The organism is Paenibacillus maysiensis (assembly GCF_000520815.1).
Classification (GTDB): domain Bacteria; phylum Bacillota; class Bacilli; order Paenibacillales; family Paenibacillaceae; genus Paenibacillus; species Paenibacillus maysiensis.
This window is the reverse complement of the sequence record NZ_ASRY01000095.1, coordinates 1-16,949: the sequence shown is the minus strand read 5'-3', so window position 1 is coordinate 16,949 and position 16,949 is coordinate 1. Positions and strand designations below refer to the sequence as shown.

Annotated in this window: 18 protein-coding genes, 1 rRNA gene and 1 other annotated feature; all 19 genes read left to right on the top strand. The window is 46.7% G+C overall.

What is annotated here, in order from left to right; genetic code table 11:
* Positions 1-3: 3 nt before the first annotated feature.
* Entirely contained in the window at positions 4-831 is an 828-nt protein-coding gene (gene mreC / locus L696_RS0106530) for a rod shape-determining protein MreC (protein WP_327204664.1), read from the top strand.
* Positions 831-1,361 (top strand): rod shape-determining protein MreD, encoded by a 531-nt coding sequence (mreD, locus tag L696_RS0106525; RefSeq protein ID WP_025682928.1) that lies wholly within the window; start codon positions 831-833, stop codon positions 1,359-1,361. Before mreC ends, mreD begins: the two co-directional genes overlap by 1 nt.
* An 82-nt stretch (positions 1,362-1,443) precedes the next feature.
* A complete protein-coding gene (gene minC, locus L696_RS0106520; RefSeq protein ID WP_025682927.1) occupies positions 1,444-2,106 on the top strand; it encodes a septum site-determining protein MinC in 663 nt (220 codons plus the stop codon).
* A 3-nt stretch (positions 2,107-2,109) separates the two neighbouring features.
* Positions 2,110-2,907 (top strand): septum site-determining protein MinD, encoded by a 798-nt coding sequence (gene minD, locus L696_RS0106515; RefSeq protein WP_025682926.1) that lies wholly within the window; start codon positions 2,110-2,112, stop codon positions 2,905-2,907.
* A gap of 511 nt (positions 2,908-3,418) precedes the next feature.
* On the top strand, positions 3,419-4,264 hold the full coding sequence (locus tag L696_RS0106510; RefSeq protein ID WP_025682925.1) for a M23 family metallopeptidase: 846 nt from the start codon (positions 3,419-3,421) through the stop codon (positions 4,262-4,264).
* Positions 4,257-5,135 carry a M50 family metallopeptidase gene (locus tag L696_RS0106505; protein ID WP_025682924.1) on the top strand — a complete coding sequence of 293 codons (879 nt, stop codon included), beginning with the start codon at positions 4,257-4,259 and terminating at the stop codon, positions 5,133-5,135. The genes L696_RS0106510 and L696_RS0106505 overlap by 8 nt, the downstream gene beginning before the upstream one ends.
* Before the next feature lie 57 nt (positions 5,136-5,192).
* Positions 5,193-6,377, top strand: coding sequence for an Rne/Rng family ribonuclease (locus L696_RS0106500; protein WP_025682923.1), 1,185 nt, complete (start codon positions 5,193-5,195; stop codon positions 6,375-6,377).
* A 96-nt stretch (positions 6,378-6,473) separates the two neighbouring features.
* Positions 6,474-6,561, top strand: a sequence feature (ribosomal protein L21 leader region).
* 13 nt (positions 6,562-6,574) lie between these two features.
* On the top strand, positions 6,575-6,886 hold the full coding sequence (rplU, locus tag L696_RS0106495) for a 50S ribosomal protein L21 (protein WP_014277583.1): 312 nt from the start codon (positions 6,575-6,577) through the stop codon (positions 6,884-6,886).
* Positions 6,887-6,899: 13 nt separating this feature from the next.
* Positions 6,900-7,238: a ribosomal-processing cysteine protease Prp gene (locus L696_RS0106490; RefSeq protein WP_025682922.1), complete on the top strand. Its 339-nt coding sequence runs from the start codon at positions 6,900-6,902 to the stop codon at positions 7,236-7,238.
* 5 nt (positions 7,239-7,243) lie between these two features.
* Positions 7,244-7,561, top strand: coding sequence for a 50S ribosomal protein L27 (gene rpmA, locus L696_RS0106485; RefSeq protein ID WP_049827297.1), 318 nt, complete (start codon positions 7,244-7,246; stop codon positions 7,559-7,561).
* A 147-nt stretch (positions 7,562-7,708) separates the two neighbouring features.
* A complete protein-coding gene (locus L696_RS0106480; RefSeq protein WP_025682920.1) occupies positions 7,709-8,446 on the top strand; it encodes a Spo0B domain-containing protein in 738 nt (245 codons plus the stop codon).
* A gap of 13 nt (positions 8,447-8,459) precedes the next feature.
* Positions 8,460-9,770, top strand: coding sequence for a GTPase ObgE (gene obgE / locus L696_RS0106475; protein ID WP_025682919.1), 1,311 nt, complete (start codon positions 8,460-8,462; stop codon positions 9,768-9,770).
* A gap of 158 nt (positions 9,771-9,928) precedes the next feature.
* Positions 9,929-10,366 (top strand): ACT domain-containing protein, encoded by a 438-nt coding sequence (locus L696_RS0106470; RefSeq protein ID WP_025682918.1) that lies wholly within the window; start codon positions 9,929-9,931, stop codon positions 10,364-10,366.
* A 44-nt stretch (positions 10,367-10,410) separates the two neighbouring features.
* Positions 10,411-11,697: a homoserine dehydrogenase gene (locus tag L696_RS0106465; RefSeq protein WP_025682917.1), complete on the top strand. Its 1,287-nt coding sequence runs from the start codon at positions 10,411-10,413 to the stop codon at positions 11,695-11,697.
* Positions 11,698-11,724: 27 nt separating this feature from the next.
* Positions 11,725-12,693: a homoserine kinase gene (gene thrB, locus L696_RS0106460; RefSeq protein ID WP_025682916.1), complete on the top strand. Its 969-nt coding sequence runs from the start codon at positions 11,725-11,727 to the stop codon at positions 12,691-12,693.
* Positions 12,690-13,589, top strand: coding sequence for a prephenate dehydratase (gene pheA, locus L696_RS0106455; RefSeq protein WP_025682915.1), 900 nt, complete (start codon positions 12,690-12,692; stop codon positions 13,587-13,589). Before thrB ends, pheA begins: the two co-directional genes overlap by 4 nt.
* A gap of 18 nt (positions 13,590-13,607) precedes the next feature.
* Positions 13,608-14,492: a branched-chain-amino-acid transaminase gene (gene ilvE, locus L696_RS0106450; RefSeq protein WP_025682914.1), complete on the top strand. Its 885-nt coding sequence runs from the start codon at positions 13,608-13,610 to the stop codon at positions 14,490-14,492.
* A gap of 161 nt (positions 14,493-14,653) precedes the next feature.
* Positions 14,654-16,261, top strand: a complete 1,608-nt coding sequence (locus L696_RS0106445; protein WP_025682913.1) for a LysM peptidoglycan-binding domain-containing protein — start codon at positions 14,654-14,656, stop codon at positions 16,259-16,261.
* Positions 16,262-16,819: 558 nt separating this feature from the next.
* Positions 16,820-16,949 (top strand): 16S ribosomal RNA (locus L696_RS0106440); the annotation flags it as partial.

The window sequence follows — 16,949 nt, the reverse complement described above, 5'->3', positions numbered from 1 at the left end:
TTTATTCTATTGATCGGAATCGTTCTGTTTATTGCCCTTATGGGGATCACACTTGGACAGAGAAATTCCTTAACCTGGCCGGAAAAGTTCGCCAGAGATTCAATTGGCTTTGTGCAAGGTATCTTCTACAGGCCCGCTTCAGCAATAGCGGGCTTCTTTGAAGATATCGGGAATATGCGGAGCATCTATAGTGAAAATGAACGGTTGAAAATTGCCGTAGCGCAGTTAACAGCCGAGCAGATTCAGACTTCTAACTTGAAAGAGACAAATGCCAGACTTGAGCAAGAACTGAAATTCACCCAAACGCAAAAGTCCAAAAATCAATATGATTATCGTATTGCACAGGTAAATAGCGTCAGTAATGATTCCAAAACGCTTGTCATTGATATTGGTGAAAAGGACGGGGCCAAGGTTGGTCAGGAAGTCAGATCACTTGAAGGGTTTGTAGGGGTTATTAGTCGTACAGCGAACTTCACTTCTACGGTTACGCTATTGACTACATTAGACCCTAAAAATCCAAATTCTTATGCTATTGCAGCAACAGCACTGGGCAAGGAAAATAATTCGTTCGGTATGATTGAAAGCTATGATCCGGCTACGAACAGATTTCAAATGACTCGCATTGAGGAAAATGATCCAATCGCAAAAGGTGATCAGATCATTACGTCCGGAGCAGGCGGGAAGTTCCGTAAAAATCTGTTGATCGGTACGGTAGAAAAAATCCAGGTTGGCGAGTTCGGACAAACACGTACAGCGATTATCAAGCCCGCAGCCAGCTTCGTGGATTGGAAAGAATTGCTCGTTCTTTACACTCCTGAGGTACCGGAATAATGAGGATACGCGGTCAGGTTTTAATACTGCTGCTGTTTGTACTGTTTATAGCTGAAGGAACGATTCTTCCGTGGCTTCTTCCGGATAGTTGGCATCCAAGAATGGTTCCGAATCTCGTGTATGTCGTCATATTGTTTGTATCCGTGTATTATAGTCGCCATACGGCATTGGTACTGGGTATTGTTTTTGGACTTATTCATGACGCTGTGTATTACGGGTTTATTATCGGACCTTACTCTTTTGCAATGGGATTGTCGGCTTATTTGCTGGGGCTGGTATTTACAGCTCAACGTGCGCCCATGCCTATTATGATGGGAGCTGTGCTGATCGGCAGTTTTCTGCTGGATTCGATGCTTTTTGCCATTGATCATCTGTTCCAGCTGAACCATCAGACTTTCGACTGGGCGTTGGCTCAATATATGATCCCTGATTTATTTATCCATTTTCTGTTCGCCCTCATCATTTACGTCCCCGTTCGCAAGCAATTGCAGCGTTTGGGTATTCGTGTGAAAAAGGAAGAGAAAGTCTAGGTCTTTTTACACACATTTTGTCCCGGTTAGCAGGGATTTCACGTTCCGGGGACGAAATGATTGAGATAGGAGGGACAGGCTAATGGCGGTGAAATCGAATCATGTCACGATTAAAGGCATCAAAGACGGCCTGGTATTCCTTCTGGACGATCAATGTGAGTTTGAGGATTTGCTGGGCGAGCTGCGTTTCAAGCTGGAGCACAGTCATCAAAATATTTTAACCGGACCGATTATTCATGTGGATATTAAGCTGGGAAGCCGGGAAGTGACGGAGGAACAAAAGGAAAGTATTCTGGATATTTTGAGACAGAAGGGGAATCTGCTGATACGGTCCGTCGAATCGCCCGGACTGCCTTCGGAGGTGCAGGGAAAAGCTCCCATTCACACTGTGACAGGGATTATCCGTTCAGGCCAGGTGCTTCATCATAACGGGAATTTACTCTTTTTGGGAGATGTGAACCCCGGTGGAATTATAACGTGTACTGGTGATATCTACGTGCTCGGTGCCCTGCGGGGTATGGCGCATGCGGGGATGGAGGGAAATGGCGAGGCAATTATCGCGGCCTCCTATTTTGCACCAACACAGCTACGAATTTCCGAAATGATCAGTCGTCCGCCCGATGAATGGGAGATGCGTGAATCCGGAATGGAATTTGCGTATCTCAAGGACGGCGCCATGCAAATAGATAAAATGAGTAATATTGTGCGTCTGGGCCGCGATTTTAACGTGTTCAAAGGGGTGTAGCACATGGGAGAGGCTATCGTCGTCACTTCAGGAAAAGGCGGCGTCGGCAAAACGACGACGTCAGCCAATATAGGAACAGCGCTAGCACTGCTCGGCAAAAAGGTGTGCTTAGTGGATACGGATATCGGCTTGCGTAATCTGGATGTTGTTATGGGGTTGGAAAACCGGATTATCTATGATCTGGTCGATGTAGCGGAAGGTCGTTGCCGTTTAAATCAGGCTTTGGTCAAGGATAAGCGCTTTGAGGAGCTGTATATGCTGCCTGCTGCTCAAACCAAGGACAAGAGTGCCGTAACGCCGGGGCAGGTTAAGGATATTATTTTGGAGCTTAAAAAGGATTTTGAATATATATTGATTGATTGTCCTGCGGGTATTGAGCAGGGCTTCAAAAATGCTATTGCTGGAGCGGATCAGGCGATTGTCGTAACGACACCGGAAAATGCTGCTGTGCGTGATGCTGACCGGGTTATCGGATTGCTGGAAAACTCGCATGTGACTTCACCAAAACTGGTGGTTAATCGTATCCGCAACAGTATGGTCAAATCCGGGGATATGCTGGATATTGACGGCATTTTACAAGTGCTTAGCATAGACCTTATCGGGATTGTGCCGGACGATGAAATGGTAATCAAGGCAGCCAATACAGGAGAGCCTACCGTCATGAATCCGGATTCACAGGCAGCGATTGCCTACCGTAACATTGCTAGACGGATTCTGGGGGATACAGTGCCACTCATGCAACTGGATCAGAAGAAAAGTGTGATGACACGGTTTAAGAAATTTTTTGGTATGGGTGGATGAAGAAAACAGTGAGTTATGGCTGGGAGACGCTTCGCGGCTGATTTGATCTTACGATCGCTGTTGCCACGGGATTCTTTTATTTGTAAAACATTTAGTGGTAAGAATCCCATGGCAAAGGCGAACGCTTCGCTTCTTCAGATTCAAATCACCCGCTTCGCTACTGCCTGCGCAAATTCCTAAACTATTTTTAAGTAAGAGAATGGATATAGAGGAAAGATACGTACGAAGAATTGCAGGCTTTTTTTAAAACTTCTTAGTTCTTTCATCTTAATTACGAGCACTTAATAATTAGTGAACTTATTTAAGTGTTTTTGGTTTGTCTTTTTAAACTTCTACAAATCCTGAATCTTAATTTCAGACTCACTAAATAACCGTCATATATACAGACCATCCGGTGCGCTTGCGCCGGTTTTTTTCATATTCAGATACGTAATCCCGAACCGGACAACATAAGTTGAAGCCCGTCCTCATAAGATGTACCAAACATACCTCGCTGGGGGGCTGAAACAGGATGAATAAAAACTCCGGAATCAAGCAGCGCAGAGAAGAACGCATACAGCAGCTGATCGCGAGAAACAAAGCTGAAGAATATTCCTCAGGGATACATCAGGACAGGAACGGGAATAGGGAAATGAAGCCGATGCCAGCAGTCAGTACGATCCGGTCCAGAGACCCGGAAACCGAATGGAAAAATGAACGACAACGCTGGCAGCAATCTTTTGGGGAGAACCGGCGTCCGTCTTTTTGGGTTTCTTTGTGGCGCAGGTCTGTGTTTGCTACTGTGCTGTTTGGATTGGTGTGGGGATTATTTCGCTGGGATATTCCCTATGCGGTCAATTTGAGAATGTTTATCGCGGATGCCTTAAATAAGGATATGAATTTTGCAGCCGCCGGACAATGGTATGAAACTTATTTTGATGGGACCCCATCCTTTTTACCGATCTTTGGAGAGGAGCCTGAAACACACAAGGTGAACGCAGTCCGCAAGGGCTCTCCGCCAATTCAAGGGAATATAACACAGCCATTTGCGCTTAGCCTCAAAGGAGTGGAAATTGCACCCAAAGCTGCTGGTAATGGGGCAATCGCTGTCAAAAGTATAGATGCGGGACGGGTGCTGGACATATTCAATCACCCGGAAAGTGGAATTACAATTACGATTCGTCACACTGGCGGTATCACGGTAACGTACGGACGTCTATCCCGCTCTACCTTAAAGGTGAACGATTGGGTCCAGGAGGGGGACGAGGTTGGCGTGCTACCAGCAGGCCATAGTGGCAGTGAGACGGCGACTCTGTTTTTTGCCGTGCAGAGAGGAAATCAGTATATTGATCCGGCGGAAGTGGTGGCCCTTGATTAATGTCCGGGGCGTGACTTTGTCTCTGCATCCACTGTTCGTACTGGTGATGCTAACCTCTGTGTTGACAGGACATTTTATCGAGATCATGACTTTGTTTACGCTGGTGTTCATTCATGAACTGGGGCATGCAACGGCAGCCACGTTGTTTGGGGCGCGGGTGCTGACCATACAGATGCTACCCTTTGGAGGAGTGGCCGTCATTGACGATCAGGGAAAGCTCAACGCGTGGAAGGAGATTATCATTGCGCTGGCTGGCCCTCTGCAAAACGGAATTATGATTGTCATCCTTCTATTGCTCAGAAATGTGAGCGGAGGGGAGCATGAATATATAAATTATATGATTCAGGGAAATGCCGTCATTGCACTGTTCAATCTGCTCCCGATTTTACCACTGGACGGCGGAAAAATAATGCAGGCGCTGATGAGCTTATCCATCCCATATTACCGTACTCTAGTTTGGACATTTCGAGCCAGCATCGTGACCAGCCTGCTATTTTGTATCTATGGTATTTCGCCGTTATTAAGGCAAAATGGACCTGTGCATTTAAATCTGCTGGCGGTAGGGATTTTTTTGCTTTATTCTAATATTGTGGATTATCGGAATATCCCTTATCGTTTTATACGTTTTTTGCTGGGTAGGGACGAGCTCTTTTACCGCGAGGCGGCTAAGGGAAGTATTGCCTTGCCAATTGTATCTTTTCCTATGAAACATTTGGAGCCTGTTTTGCGTCTTTTCAAAAGGGACCGATATCATATGGTTTATGTCATGAATGAGCAGGGACGGATTGTAGCGGTATTGCCAGAGCAACGCCTTATTCGCTCTTATTTTGCAGCGCGCCCGCCGGATGGAGGAAAATCCAAACCTAAATAGAAAAGTAGCTTTTTATGAGTTGAGGAAAGAGGCTGTATCCAGAGAGGTTGAAAAACCATGAAGCAAATGATTGTACAATGCCAGCAGCAGATGACCCAAATGGCACTGCTGGAAGAGGGACGATTGGTAGAATATGCAGCTGAATTGCCGCGAAAGCGGGGAATTCTTGGTTCCTTTTTCAAAGCCAGAGTCGTCAATGTACTGCCGGGAATGCAAGCCGCCTTTGTTGACATTGGACAGCGAAAGAATGCCTTTTTATATGTGGATGACGTACTCCACGCCCATTTGGACAAGCAACCTGAGATGAAGCCCTCCATTTCCGAGCTGTTGAAGGTGGGGCAGGAAATTGTAGTGCAGGTGTTGAAAGAGGCCGTGGGTAGCAAAGGGGCCAGAGTAACCACTCATTTTTCACTTCCGGGTCGCTGGATCGTATACATGCCTCGCGCCGATTATGTGGCTGTATCCAAAAAGATTGAGCGTGAGGGAGAACGGGCTCGTCTGAAAGCGATGGGAGAGCAGCTTCGAACTGGTGAAGAAGGAGTCATTATCCGTACAGTTTCGGAGGAAATGAGCAGAGAAGCGATTGAAAATGACCTGAACCAGTTGCGTCAGCAATGGGAAGTCATCCAGCGTAAAGCTGCTGAACACTCAGCTCCATGTGAGCTGCACCGGGATTTGAGCATCGTCCAGCGTCTGATTCGGGATGTGTTCACACCGGAACAGGATGAGCTGATTATTGACAGTGAGGAACAGGCAAAAGAAGCGGAAATATTACTACGTCAGATCAGTCCGGAGAAAGCTCATGTGAGCATATTTCGTGGTGCAGAAGAGACCATATTTAAAGCCTATGGCATCCATGAGCAACTGGAACGTGATTTTGCGCGAAAAGTATGGCTCCAGGGCGGCGGATATATCGTCATTGACCATACTGAGGCACTAACCGTCATTGATGTGAACACAGGGAAATTTACGGGGGGCAGCAATCTGGAAGAGACGGTGACCCGGACTAACATCGAAGCGGCTGAAGAGATTGCCCGACTGGTGCGCGTGCGTGATATCGGGGGCATTATCATCATTGATTTTATTGACATGGAACAAGAGAAGAACCGACGTGAAGTGTCCTCTGTGCTGGAGTCTAGGCTGAAAAAAGACCGAACCAAATCATATGTCGTTGGCTGGACACGGCTAGGACTTCTGGAGATGACTCGAAAAAAGGTACGAGAGGAAAAGACGATTTTATAAGGCACTGCGTTTCCAAAATCATTTTAAACTAGAGGTTGAATGTGGACGAAGCTTATGCTATAATCTTTTAGTATGTGTCATGCGTAAGATTGGCTGCACATGCTGTAACCGCTCCAATCAGGTACTGAAGTACAGCATCCCCAGGGAAGTTGTCACCTGCGATTAGGCGAGTCTGAGACATAAGGAGGTGCAAGCAAATGTACGCAATTATTGAAACAGGTGGTAAGCAATACAAAGTTCAAGAGGGCGATGTATTGTTCATCGAGAAGTTGGAAGCTACCGATGGTGAAACTGTAACGTTCAACCGTGTTCTGGCAGTATCTAGCGACAATGGCTTGACTACAGGTACACCGCTTCTTTCCGGAGCTACTGTAACAGCTACAGTTGAGAAACATGGTCAAGGCCAAAAGGTCATTGTATACAAATACAAACCTAAAAAGAACTACCATGTGAAGCAAGGTCATCGTCAACCGTACACGAAAGTGACGATTGGAAAAATCCAAGCGTAAGAGGGTGCGATAAGTGATTATCGTGCGTATTACACGATTGGAGGATGGCAGCATACAGGGATTTTCCATTAAAGGTCATGCGAATTACGCCAAATCTGGCGAGGATATCGTATGTGCTGGCGTATCAGCGGTAACTGTAGGGACGGTCAATTCGATTGGAGCTCTTACAAACGTTGATATGGAATCGGAAATGGAAAACGGCTTTTTGAGCGCGTATCTTCCCCCTGAAATTCATCATGAGGCGAACGCACAGGTACAACTGTTGCTGGAATCCATGGTAATTATGCTGACAAGCATTGCTGAATCATACGGTAAGTATATTCAAATAGAAAATAAACAAAGAAGGAGGTAGACATCATGTTGAAATTGACATTGGATCTTCAATTATTCGCATCGAAAAAAGGTGTTGGTTCCACAAAAAACGGACGTGACAGTCAATCGAAACGTCTTGGCGTGAAACGTGCTGACGGTCAAGCAGTTACCGGCGGTAGCATCCTGGTTCGTCAACGCGGAACGAAAATTCACCCGGGCACGAACGTGGGCATCGGTAAGGACGACACTCTGTTCGCGAAAGTGGACGGCGTTGTGAAGTTCGAACGTTGGGGCCGTGATCGCAAAAAGGTGAGCATCTACCCGATTGACGCTGCTCCAGTAGCAGCTACTGTAGAAGCTTAATAGCGGCTTAGACACGCTGAAAAGCCTCCGGCAATTTTGTCGGAGGCTTTTTTGTATGATGGTAATGAACTGGAAAGTCAGTCTGTGCTATACTGGATTAAGGTTCTTTATTAATCCATTTTAATTATCGCAGAACGGAGAGAAGCTATGTTCCAGCGGATAAGAGCGCCTCATCTGGCGTTGGGTTCCATTCTGATTCCTTTGGTTTTTTCACTGCTCTATCCTGCAGCACTAACGATTATCATATTAGCCGTGTGGTCTGTTATTGCCGCCTGTTTTAGCATGTGGCATATACAGAGACAGGTTGAAGTTGAGTGGAAAGCTGCTTTGCGTTCTTTGGAGCGTACAGCTATCGCAGCTCTCAATCATCACCGGCATGACTGGATGAATGACTTGCAGGTGCTTTATGGCTATATTCGTATGAATAAGCATGATAAATCGGCTGCTTATGTGGAAACAATAAAAGGGCGCGTAGCAGAGGACAGTAAAATATCCAAGCTGGGTATTCCCTCGCTGGTGTTTTATTTGCAGTCTTTTCGCGTGAACGCCGGAAATTTACAGTTGTCGGTTCAGGTTGAGGAGCATTTAAAGTTGGACGCTGTCATGTCTCCCGAAGACGGCGAGTCGCTTGCCTCGGCCGTCATAGGAACGGTACGTGCGTATCAATATGGCGGGGGCCGGTCGTCCTGGGGAGAAGTGCGCAGATTAACACTTTATTTCGGTATGGATGAGAATGATGTTATCGTCCGGTTTGAAGGCAGTGACGTACCTGCTGATTTGAATTTGTTAAAGCAGGTCAGATCCGGACACGGAAGTGAACGTATTCGAACAGAGAAGCTTCCTACGGGTGAAATTCTTCAAATTCGGATGCAGTGTCAGACATAAGGAAGGTGTAACCATGTTTGTAGATAAAGCGAAGATTTTTGTTAAAGGCGGTGACGGTGGAGACGGATTAATTGCGTTTCGCCGTGAGAAATACGTTCCTGAAGGCGGTCCTGGTGGCGGTGACGGAGGTAACGGTGGAGACGTGATTTTCCGCGTCGATGAAGGCTTGCGTACCTTGATGGATTTTCGGTACCAGCGGCATTTTAAAGCTAAACGCGGAGAAAAAGGCCGCAACAAGAGCCAGCATGGAGCCAATGCGGATCATATGATCGTACGCATACCTCCGGGTACAGTCATCATGGATGATGATACCGGTGAAGTGGTAGCAGACATGACACGTCATGGTCAGCAGGTTATCGTGGCCAAAGGCGGACGCGGCGGACGCGGAAATATCCGTTTTGCCACACCAAACAATCCAGCACCTGAGCTGGCTGAGAATGGCGGAGAGGGCCAGGAACGTTATATTACCCTTGAGCTTAAAGTAATGGCCGACGTAGGCCTGGTTGGTTTTCCTAGCGTAGGGAAGTCCACATTGCTGTCGGTAGTATCTTCCGCAAAACCGAAGATTGGTGCCTACCATTTTACTACGATTACGCCTAATTTGGGCGTTGTGGATGTAGGCGACCATCGTAACTTTGTTATGGCCGATCTGCCTGGATTGATTGAAGGAGCTCATGAAGGCATAGGACTGGGACATGAATTTCTGCGGCACATTGAACGGACACGTATCATTATTCACGTCGTGGATATGGCGGGCTCCGAGGGTCGTGATCCGTTTGAAGATTGGACTAAAATCAACGACGAATTAAAGCAATATAACGCGGCATTAGCCGAGCGTCCACAAATTGTGGCGGCGAATAAAATGGATATGCCGGAATCGGAAGAAAATCTGGCTCAATTCAAGGAACAAATCGCTTCTGTTCGTCCAGATCTCGAAATTATGCCCATTTCCTCGTTGACACGCCAAGGCGTAAAGGAACTGCTTTATCGGGCTGCTGATCTGTTGGATCAAATACCAGACGAGCCAGTTGTTGAGGAAGTAGCGGAAGTGAATGAACGTAAGGTGTTTAAGCTGGATAAGGTAGAGGATGAAGGCTTCACCATTGTACGTGAAAACGATACATTCGTGGTGCATAGTGTCAAAATCGAGCGCATGATGAAGCGTATGCAGCTGAATTCGCACGATGCAATTTTAAAGTTAGCAAGAACATTGCGCCACATGGGTGTGGATGCTGAGCTGCGCAAGCGTGGTGCTGTTGATGGAACGCCTGTACGCATTGCCGATTTCGAGTTTGAATTCGTGGAAGGCAGCAGCTATTACTAAAAATGAAATACTTGTCTGAAGTATGGACGGTTACTACGCTATAGGAAACTCTATAGACGGCAGTAGCCGTTTTTTTGTACCGTAAGCTTGCCGATTGTCAGGAGTTTCGATATAATGTCCTCTATATAAAAACATAAGTCTTTGAGGAGAGGACGTTCGTGAAAGAGCGCTATTACTTGGTACGGGAAGATATTTTGCCTGAAGCTATCGTTAAGACGATCCGTGTTAAGCTGCTGCTTGCTTCGGGAGATGTTAAAACCGTGCACGACGCCGTGGAGCAAGTCGGGCTAAGTCGAAGCGCCTTTTATAAATATAAGGACGGCATTCATTTGGTCAACCAGTTGGAGCGTGAGCGAATTGTCAATATCTCTATTGATTTGGAGCATCAATCCGGCATGCTGTCCAGAGTACTTGGCAGGGTGGCAGATTACGGAGGCAATGTGCTAACGATCCAGCAGAGCATTCCGCTGCAAGGCAGAGCTAACGTAGTCATTTCGGTAGAAATGTCCAGACTTAGTGAAGAGCTTGGGGTTCTGCTGGAGGGTCTGGAAACCATCTCCGGTGTGAAGCGCGTTCGCCTGATCGGGCAAGGTTAAAAGCTATAAAGCTCATTAGATATAAGTTAGCAGGAGGGGAATGGATGAAACCGGTCAAAGTAGGATTGTTAGGATTAGGAACGGTAGGAACGGGAGTCGTTCGAATCGTGGAAGGAAATCAGGAAGATTTGAGCAGACAAGTCGGTTCGCCGATCATTATTGAAAAAATAGCTGTTAAAAATATAGAGAAATATCGTTTCATTGAAGTCGATCCCGCCAAGCTTACAGAGGACCCGTGGGAGGTCATCCGTGATCCAGAGATTGATGTTATTATCGAAGTCATGGGTGGCGTGGATCAGACGAAGAAGTACATTCTGGAAGCGCTGGAGCGCGGCAAGCATATCGTAACAGCGAACAAGGACTTAATGGCTCTGCACGGCTCTGAAGTACTGGCGAAGGCGCAGGAAAAGCAGTGTGATATTTTTTATGAAGCAAGTGTAGCGGGCGGTATTCCGATTATTCGTACGTTGATTGAAGGCTTCTCCTCCGATCGCATTACTCGCATTATGGGGATCGTGAATGGCACAACCAATTTCATTTTAACCAAAATGAGTCAGGAGGGGGCTTCTTACGAGGAAGTTCTCAAGGAAGCGCAGGAGCTTGGATACGCGGAATCCGATCCGACTTCAGACGTGGAGGGACTGGATGCTGCCCGTAAAATGGCTATCCTCGGTACGCTCGGCTTCCGTTCGGATGTAGAGCTTAAGGACGTAAGTGTTACTGGTATTACAAAGGTATCCAGTGAAGATATCGCTTTTGCCAAAACACTGGGCTATGAAATGAAGCTGCTTGGCATTGCGGAGCGTCAGGGTGATGAATTTACGATCAATGTTCAGCCGACGATGGTACGCAAGCAGCATCCTTTGGCCTCGGTGAGCGGGGTATTCAACGCAGTTTATGTACACGGTGAAGCCGTGGGTGAAACCATGTTCTACGGTGCGGGTGCAGGAGAAATGCCAACAGCTACATCAGTTGTGGCCGATCTGGTGACTGTAGTGAAGAACCTCAAGCTCGGCGTGAATGGGCTTAAGGCCATCGTGCCTTATAATCCTAAAAAAATCAGCAGTGACGAGGACGTGTATTTCAAAAACTTCGTACTTCTGCATGTAGATGATAAGGCCGGAGTATTGGCGCAGATCACACAGGTATTTGCTGAATTCGACGTCAGTCTGGCATCTGTGGTGCAGCAGCCAAATGAGGTCAATCCAGCTGCTGAAATTATTATCGTAACCCATTTGGCCAGTAAGGCAAGTATGAAAAAGGTTCTGGAGCATTTTGAATCTCTGGATGTCATTCGGCGCATCAAGAGTGTGTATCGGGTAGAGGGATAGTTCAAAAAAGCAGGGGGAATTGTCTGTATGACCGTTTTGAAAACTGCAAGAGTGCGTGTACCTGCAAGTACTGCCAATTTAGGCCCCGGTTTTGATACACTGGGCATGGCGTTGTCCTTGTATGCATGGATTGAATTGAAAGAGTCCGGACAGACGGCTTTCCATTTATATGGGGATGAAATGAACGGTATTCCCCAGGATAAAACGAATCTGATTTATAAAGTAGCACAAATGGTTTTTCGGGAGGCTGGAGTATCAGTTCCTGAATTGGATGTTTCGATGTATTCGGATATTCCACTTACCCGCGGTTTAGGCAGTAGTGCTTCCGCCATTGTGGGTGCGCTTGTGGCTGCAAATACGCTGATCGGCTCACCTCTGCCAGACTCCAAGCTGTTTGACATGGCAAGTGCTATTGAAAAGCATCCTGACAATGTGGGAGCCTCCTTGTTTGGCGGCATTATTACAGCGATGTGGGATGGCAAACATGCCAAGCATTTACGGCTTGAACCAGATGCAAATCTGGAGGTTCTGGTAGTCATTCCGGATTTCCAATTGCCTACCTCCAAGGCCAGAGAGGTTCTACCCGCGCATGTATCCTTGAATGATGCCGTATACAATGTGAGCCATGCTTCGATGCTCGTAGCGGCATTGGTATCAGGCCGAACCGATTTGATCGCCGAGGCGATGCAGGATCGGCTTCACCAGCCTTATCGGGCGGCTCTTGTGCCGGGTATGACAGAGATTTTGCAGGATGCACATCATTATGGTGCTTTGGGGGTGGCTCTCAGCGGAGCTGGACCGACATTGTTGGCATTGGCGGATCGCCGGGAAAACCGGAGAACGGAACTGGAACAGTATTTAACCGAAACGATGAGGAAGGAAGGAATCACTGCATCTGTTTTAAAATTGCGCCCAGAGAGCGAAGGCGTTAAAGTATATACGGATGAGAAAGAGATTCCTTTTATGGACATGATTAAAGGGGAAGTTACGATATGAAACGAATTGCACTTCTTCCGGAGGGGACCGTTTCCCATGAAGCGATTCGGTATTTGATAGGGGATACGCCCTATGAATTGCTGTTTTATAAGTATATAGCAGATGTATTTCAGGCTGTGGACAAGGGGAAGGCTGACTACAGTGTAATTCCGATTGAGAATACAATTGATGGCTCTGTAAGTCTGCATATGGATTGGCTTGTACATGAAGTGGACATTCAGATGCAGGCGGAATGGGTGTACCCTTCTATTCAAAACCTTATTGGATATCGCAGTGAATTTACCAATGACCGGGGCGAGCTGGATTTTAGCAAAGTGGTCAAAATTATGTCTCATCCGGTGGCGCTTCCCCAGTGTAAGGAGTTCATACAGACTACGGCTGCTCAGGCTGAGCTGGAGAGTGCAGGAAGTACGGCGGAAGCCGTCGAAATTGTTAAACATAACCCGGGCAAAGGCTGGACTGCTTTGGGAACCAAGCTTGCGGCTTCCACGCACGGATTGGATATTTTGGCCAGCAAGGTGACGGATCACGATAATAACTTTACCCGTTTTGTCCTGATCGGCCATCACCCTATCAGCCTCCCGCGTGCACCTGAAGGTCAACGGACCAGTATTTTGGTGACACCACCGCAGGATTTTCCGGGGGCGTTGCATCAGGTATTATCTGCATTTGCGTGGCGCAGGCTGAATCTGTCACGGATTGAATCGCGCCCGACCAAAAAGCAATTGGGGAACTACTATTTTTACATTGAAATTTTGGAATCTCTGGATTCCGTCCTGCTTCCCGCAGCATTTGGAGAGATTGAGGCTTTGGGATGTCATGTGCGTATCCTTGGTTCCTATCCAAGCTACAAGTATGTTGAAGCAGCGATCGAACCTATTTTAGAACAACAATAATGGGAGGTGCAGTTCTTAATGGCAGAGCAATGGATTTATCTAGATGGACAGCATGTAACTAAGGAAAATGCAAAGGTTTCGGTATATGATCATGGGTTTTTGTACGGGGACGGGATATTTGAAGGCATTCGCATTTACAACGGTAATATTTTTAAATGCAAAGAGCACTTGGACCGTCTGTACGATTCTGCAAAATCAATTCAGTTAAACATTCCGCTGTCTCCTGATGAAATGCTGGAAGCGATGGCGGAAACGATCCGTCTTAACGAGATGCGTAATGGATACATTCGTCTGGTTGTATCGCGTGGTGCTGGAAATCTTGGGCTTGATCCTCTTCGCTGTCCGAAAGCAAGTATTATCATTATCGTAGAGCAACTCGCCATCTACCCCGAGGAAGCTTATCTGACCGGGCTTAAGACGATTTCCGTCTCTCAGCGTCGCAACATTCCAGATGCTTTGAATCCGAAAATCAAATCGTTGAATTACCTCAACAACATCCTGGTGAAAATCCAGTCTAACTATGCTGGTGTGGGCGAGGCTATTATGCTAAATTCTCAAGGATATGTGACGGAAGGTTCCGCGGACAACATTTTTATCGTCAAAAACGGAGTGTTGTATACGCCGCCTTGCTATCTGGGAGCGCTTGAGGGTATCACGCGCAATGCTATCATCGACTTGTGCGCCGAGCTTGGTTATTCGCTCAAGGAACAGCCTTTTACGCTGCATGATGTGTATGTCGCTGATGAGGTGTTCTTTACGGGAACTGCAGCAGAAGTTATTGCTGCTTATGAAGTAGATGGTCGTACGATTGGTTCCGGCGTTGCGGGTCCGGTGACTTTGGAGCTATTGGCAGAGTTCCGCAAGATCGTGGATCAAGACGGCTATAAAGTGTGGCAGGACTAAAAATAGTGGATCCTTTTGACTGGATGCCCGCAAGGGAATTCGGTTGAGAGGATTTTTTTGTTTGTATGGGGTCATTCGCCCGGGAAGTGCATAGGATGTAATAACAGAAGCCGGGCGTTTACCTATCTTGCCCGAACGAATGTCTAGGAGGTTTGTGACCTGTGAAAATACACATCGTCAAGAAAGGCGACACACTGTACTTGCTTGCCCAGAAATATAATGTGTCACTCGAAAAAGTTATTGCGGCCAATCCCCAATTGGCTGACCCGAATCAGTTAAGTATCGGCCAGAAAATAAAAATTCCGGCAGACCCTGTTGCGATGCAAGAACAGCCATCAACGGTTTATCAGCACAAAGTCAAGCAGGGTGATTCGTTGTGGAAGTTGTCCAAGGCATGGGGAGTCCCGCTCAAGCTAATTATTGATGCCAATTCCCAACTTAAAAACCCGAACGCTCTACTGGTTGGAGAAACCGTCAATATTCCTCAATACAAAGGGGAATCATCCAGTCCTGCTACAGACAAAAAAAATACCGGAGTCAAACAAGAGATGACGCAACCAAAGCCCGAGTCACCAGCAGAGCCGTCAAACAAACAACAACTCACCCAGCCAAAAGAAGAACTCACTCAACCAAAAGAGCAACTAACTCAGCCGAATATGGAAAACGTGCCTAAGCCTAACGAGCAGTGGACTCAGCCTAATGAAACCGTGAATCCTCCCAAGCTTCCCGAATTAAAGCTACCCGAGGTACCTATGCCTGTGGCACCTGTGAATCCTGCTCCACCTCAACCTGTAGCTTACCAACCGGTTCAGCCCAAGCCCCAGTTGCCTGCAAATGTTGAGCTAAAGCCTGTAGCTGAAAAATTTTGCGGTTGCACGATCTCGGAATCAACGACCAATTCCCAATGGTCAGTACAACAGCCGACGCCTGATTACAACTCACCAACAAGTATGGGACCAAACTCATGGTACCCGGGCATCGGAGCTGCCCAGCCATGGGAGAATGCTCCAGTAAATACTTCCTTTGTAGAGCAATGGTCTCCTTCTGTAGCCCCTAACCAGGAATATCAGCATGACTGTGAACACCCATGGTGTTGGGGACCTGCACAAACAGCGCCTATAAATGTCCAACCGACACCATATCCTGTTTATCCGTACTGTACGTCCCCGGAGTATCATCCAAGCTATGAAGCGGCTGAGAATGCATCCTATCCTGTCTATCCTCCATTTATCCATCAAGGTTACCCGCAGCATCCTGAGAGTGCAGTTCAAGGTAGTCAGTGGGGGTATAAATGGGGACCCACTCATCACGGTCTGCCTACAGGCGGGTATGTATCCGACTATAGCCAGTTACAAGGACAACAGTCGGCGAATCTACCGGATTATCCGTTCACCCATGAAAATGCACCTGTGTATCCTTTAGAGGGATATACCACCCCTTATATGTTTTTGCCTGACTGTGGCTGCCGGGAGGGGGATGTGGAGTCAGTACCAGCATTCTCGGGAACGCAGGGAGATGGAAAAAATCTGAATATCGGAACTCAAAACGAAGCTAATTCTGCTTCTGCCAAGCATAAAGATAGCAACGTGCGTAAAGGCAAGGGAAAAGACACCTCGGGCAGTACGGCCAAAGAAGAGACATCCAAAGTCGAGGTTTCGGGTAAAAATGGTACTGCTAAAAATCAAAAGTCCCGCAAGGCTGTAGCGGCAGCTTCCCATTCTTCGGCCCGCAGTTCCCGCTCTCGCAGAAATCCCTGGATTAAGGACTGACAAAAGGAAATTTAAAAGTAGAGATAACCTTTATGAAGGTGAAATCAGCCTATGATTAACCTAAAAGAGTGAAATGATAAAATAGAGAGACTGTTATTCCTCAGAAACGGAATGACGGTCTTTTTTTCGATTAGCAGCAAGCGAATTTGGGTACAGGAAACCAATTTAAAAAAAGGTATTGCTAAGTATAAGCATAATATGATATATTCTTATAGCTGTCTTTTCTGAGATGGTTAGCGACACAAAGCAGAATGAAAATGTTCGAAAAATTCTCTTGAAAAAAAGTGTTGCAAAGCTTTAGAAAACATGATATATTATTTAAGTCGCCGCTGAGATGCGGTGGTGAAACGAAGTAAAACAAAAGCAAGACAATATGTAGGTTTGATCTTTGAAAACTGAACAACGAGTGAGTAAATGATTTTGTTCGCAAAATCAACCACGAAGATTTCGGTACATACCGCAAGGTTGTATGAAATCGGAGTGAAAAAAGAGATATTTTATCTCGTCAGTTTCAAAATGAGCGAATCGCTCTTTCTATACACCAACCTCGGTTGGTCTTTAATGGAGAGTTTGATCCTGGCTCAGGACGAACGCTGGCGGCGTGCCTAATACATGCAAGTCGAGCGGGGTTAATTAGAAGCTTGCTTCTAATTAACCTAGCGGCGGACGGGTGAGTAACACGTAGGCA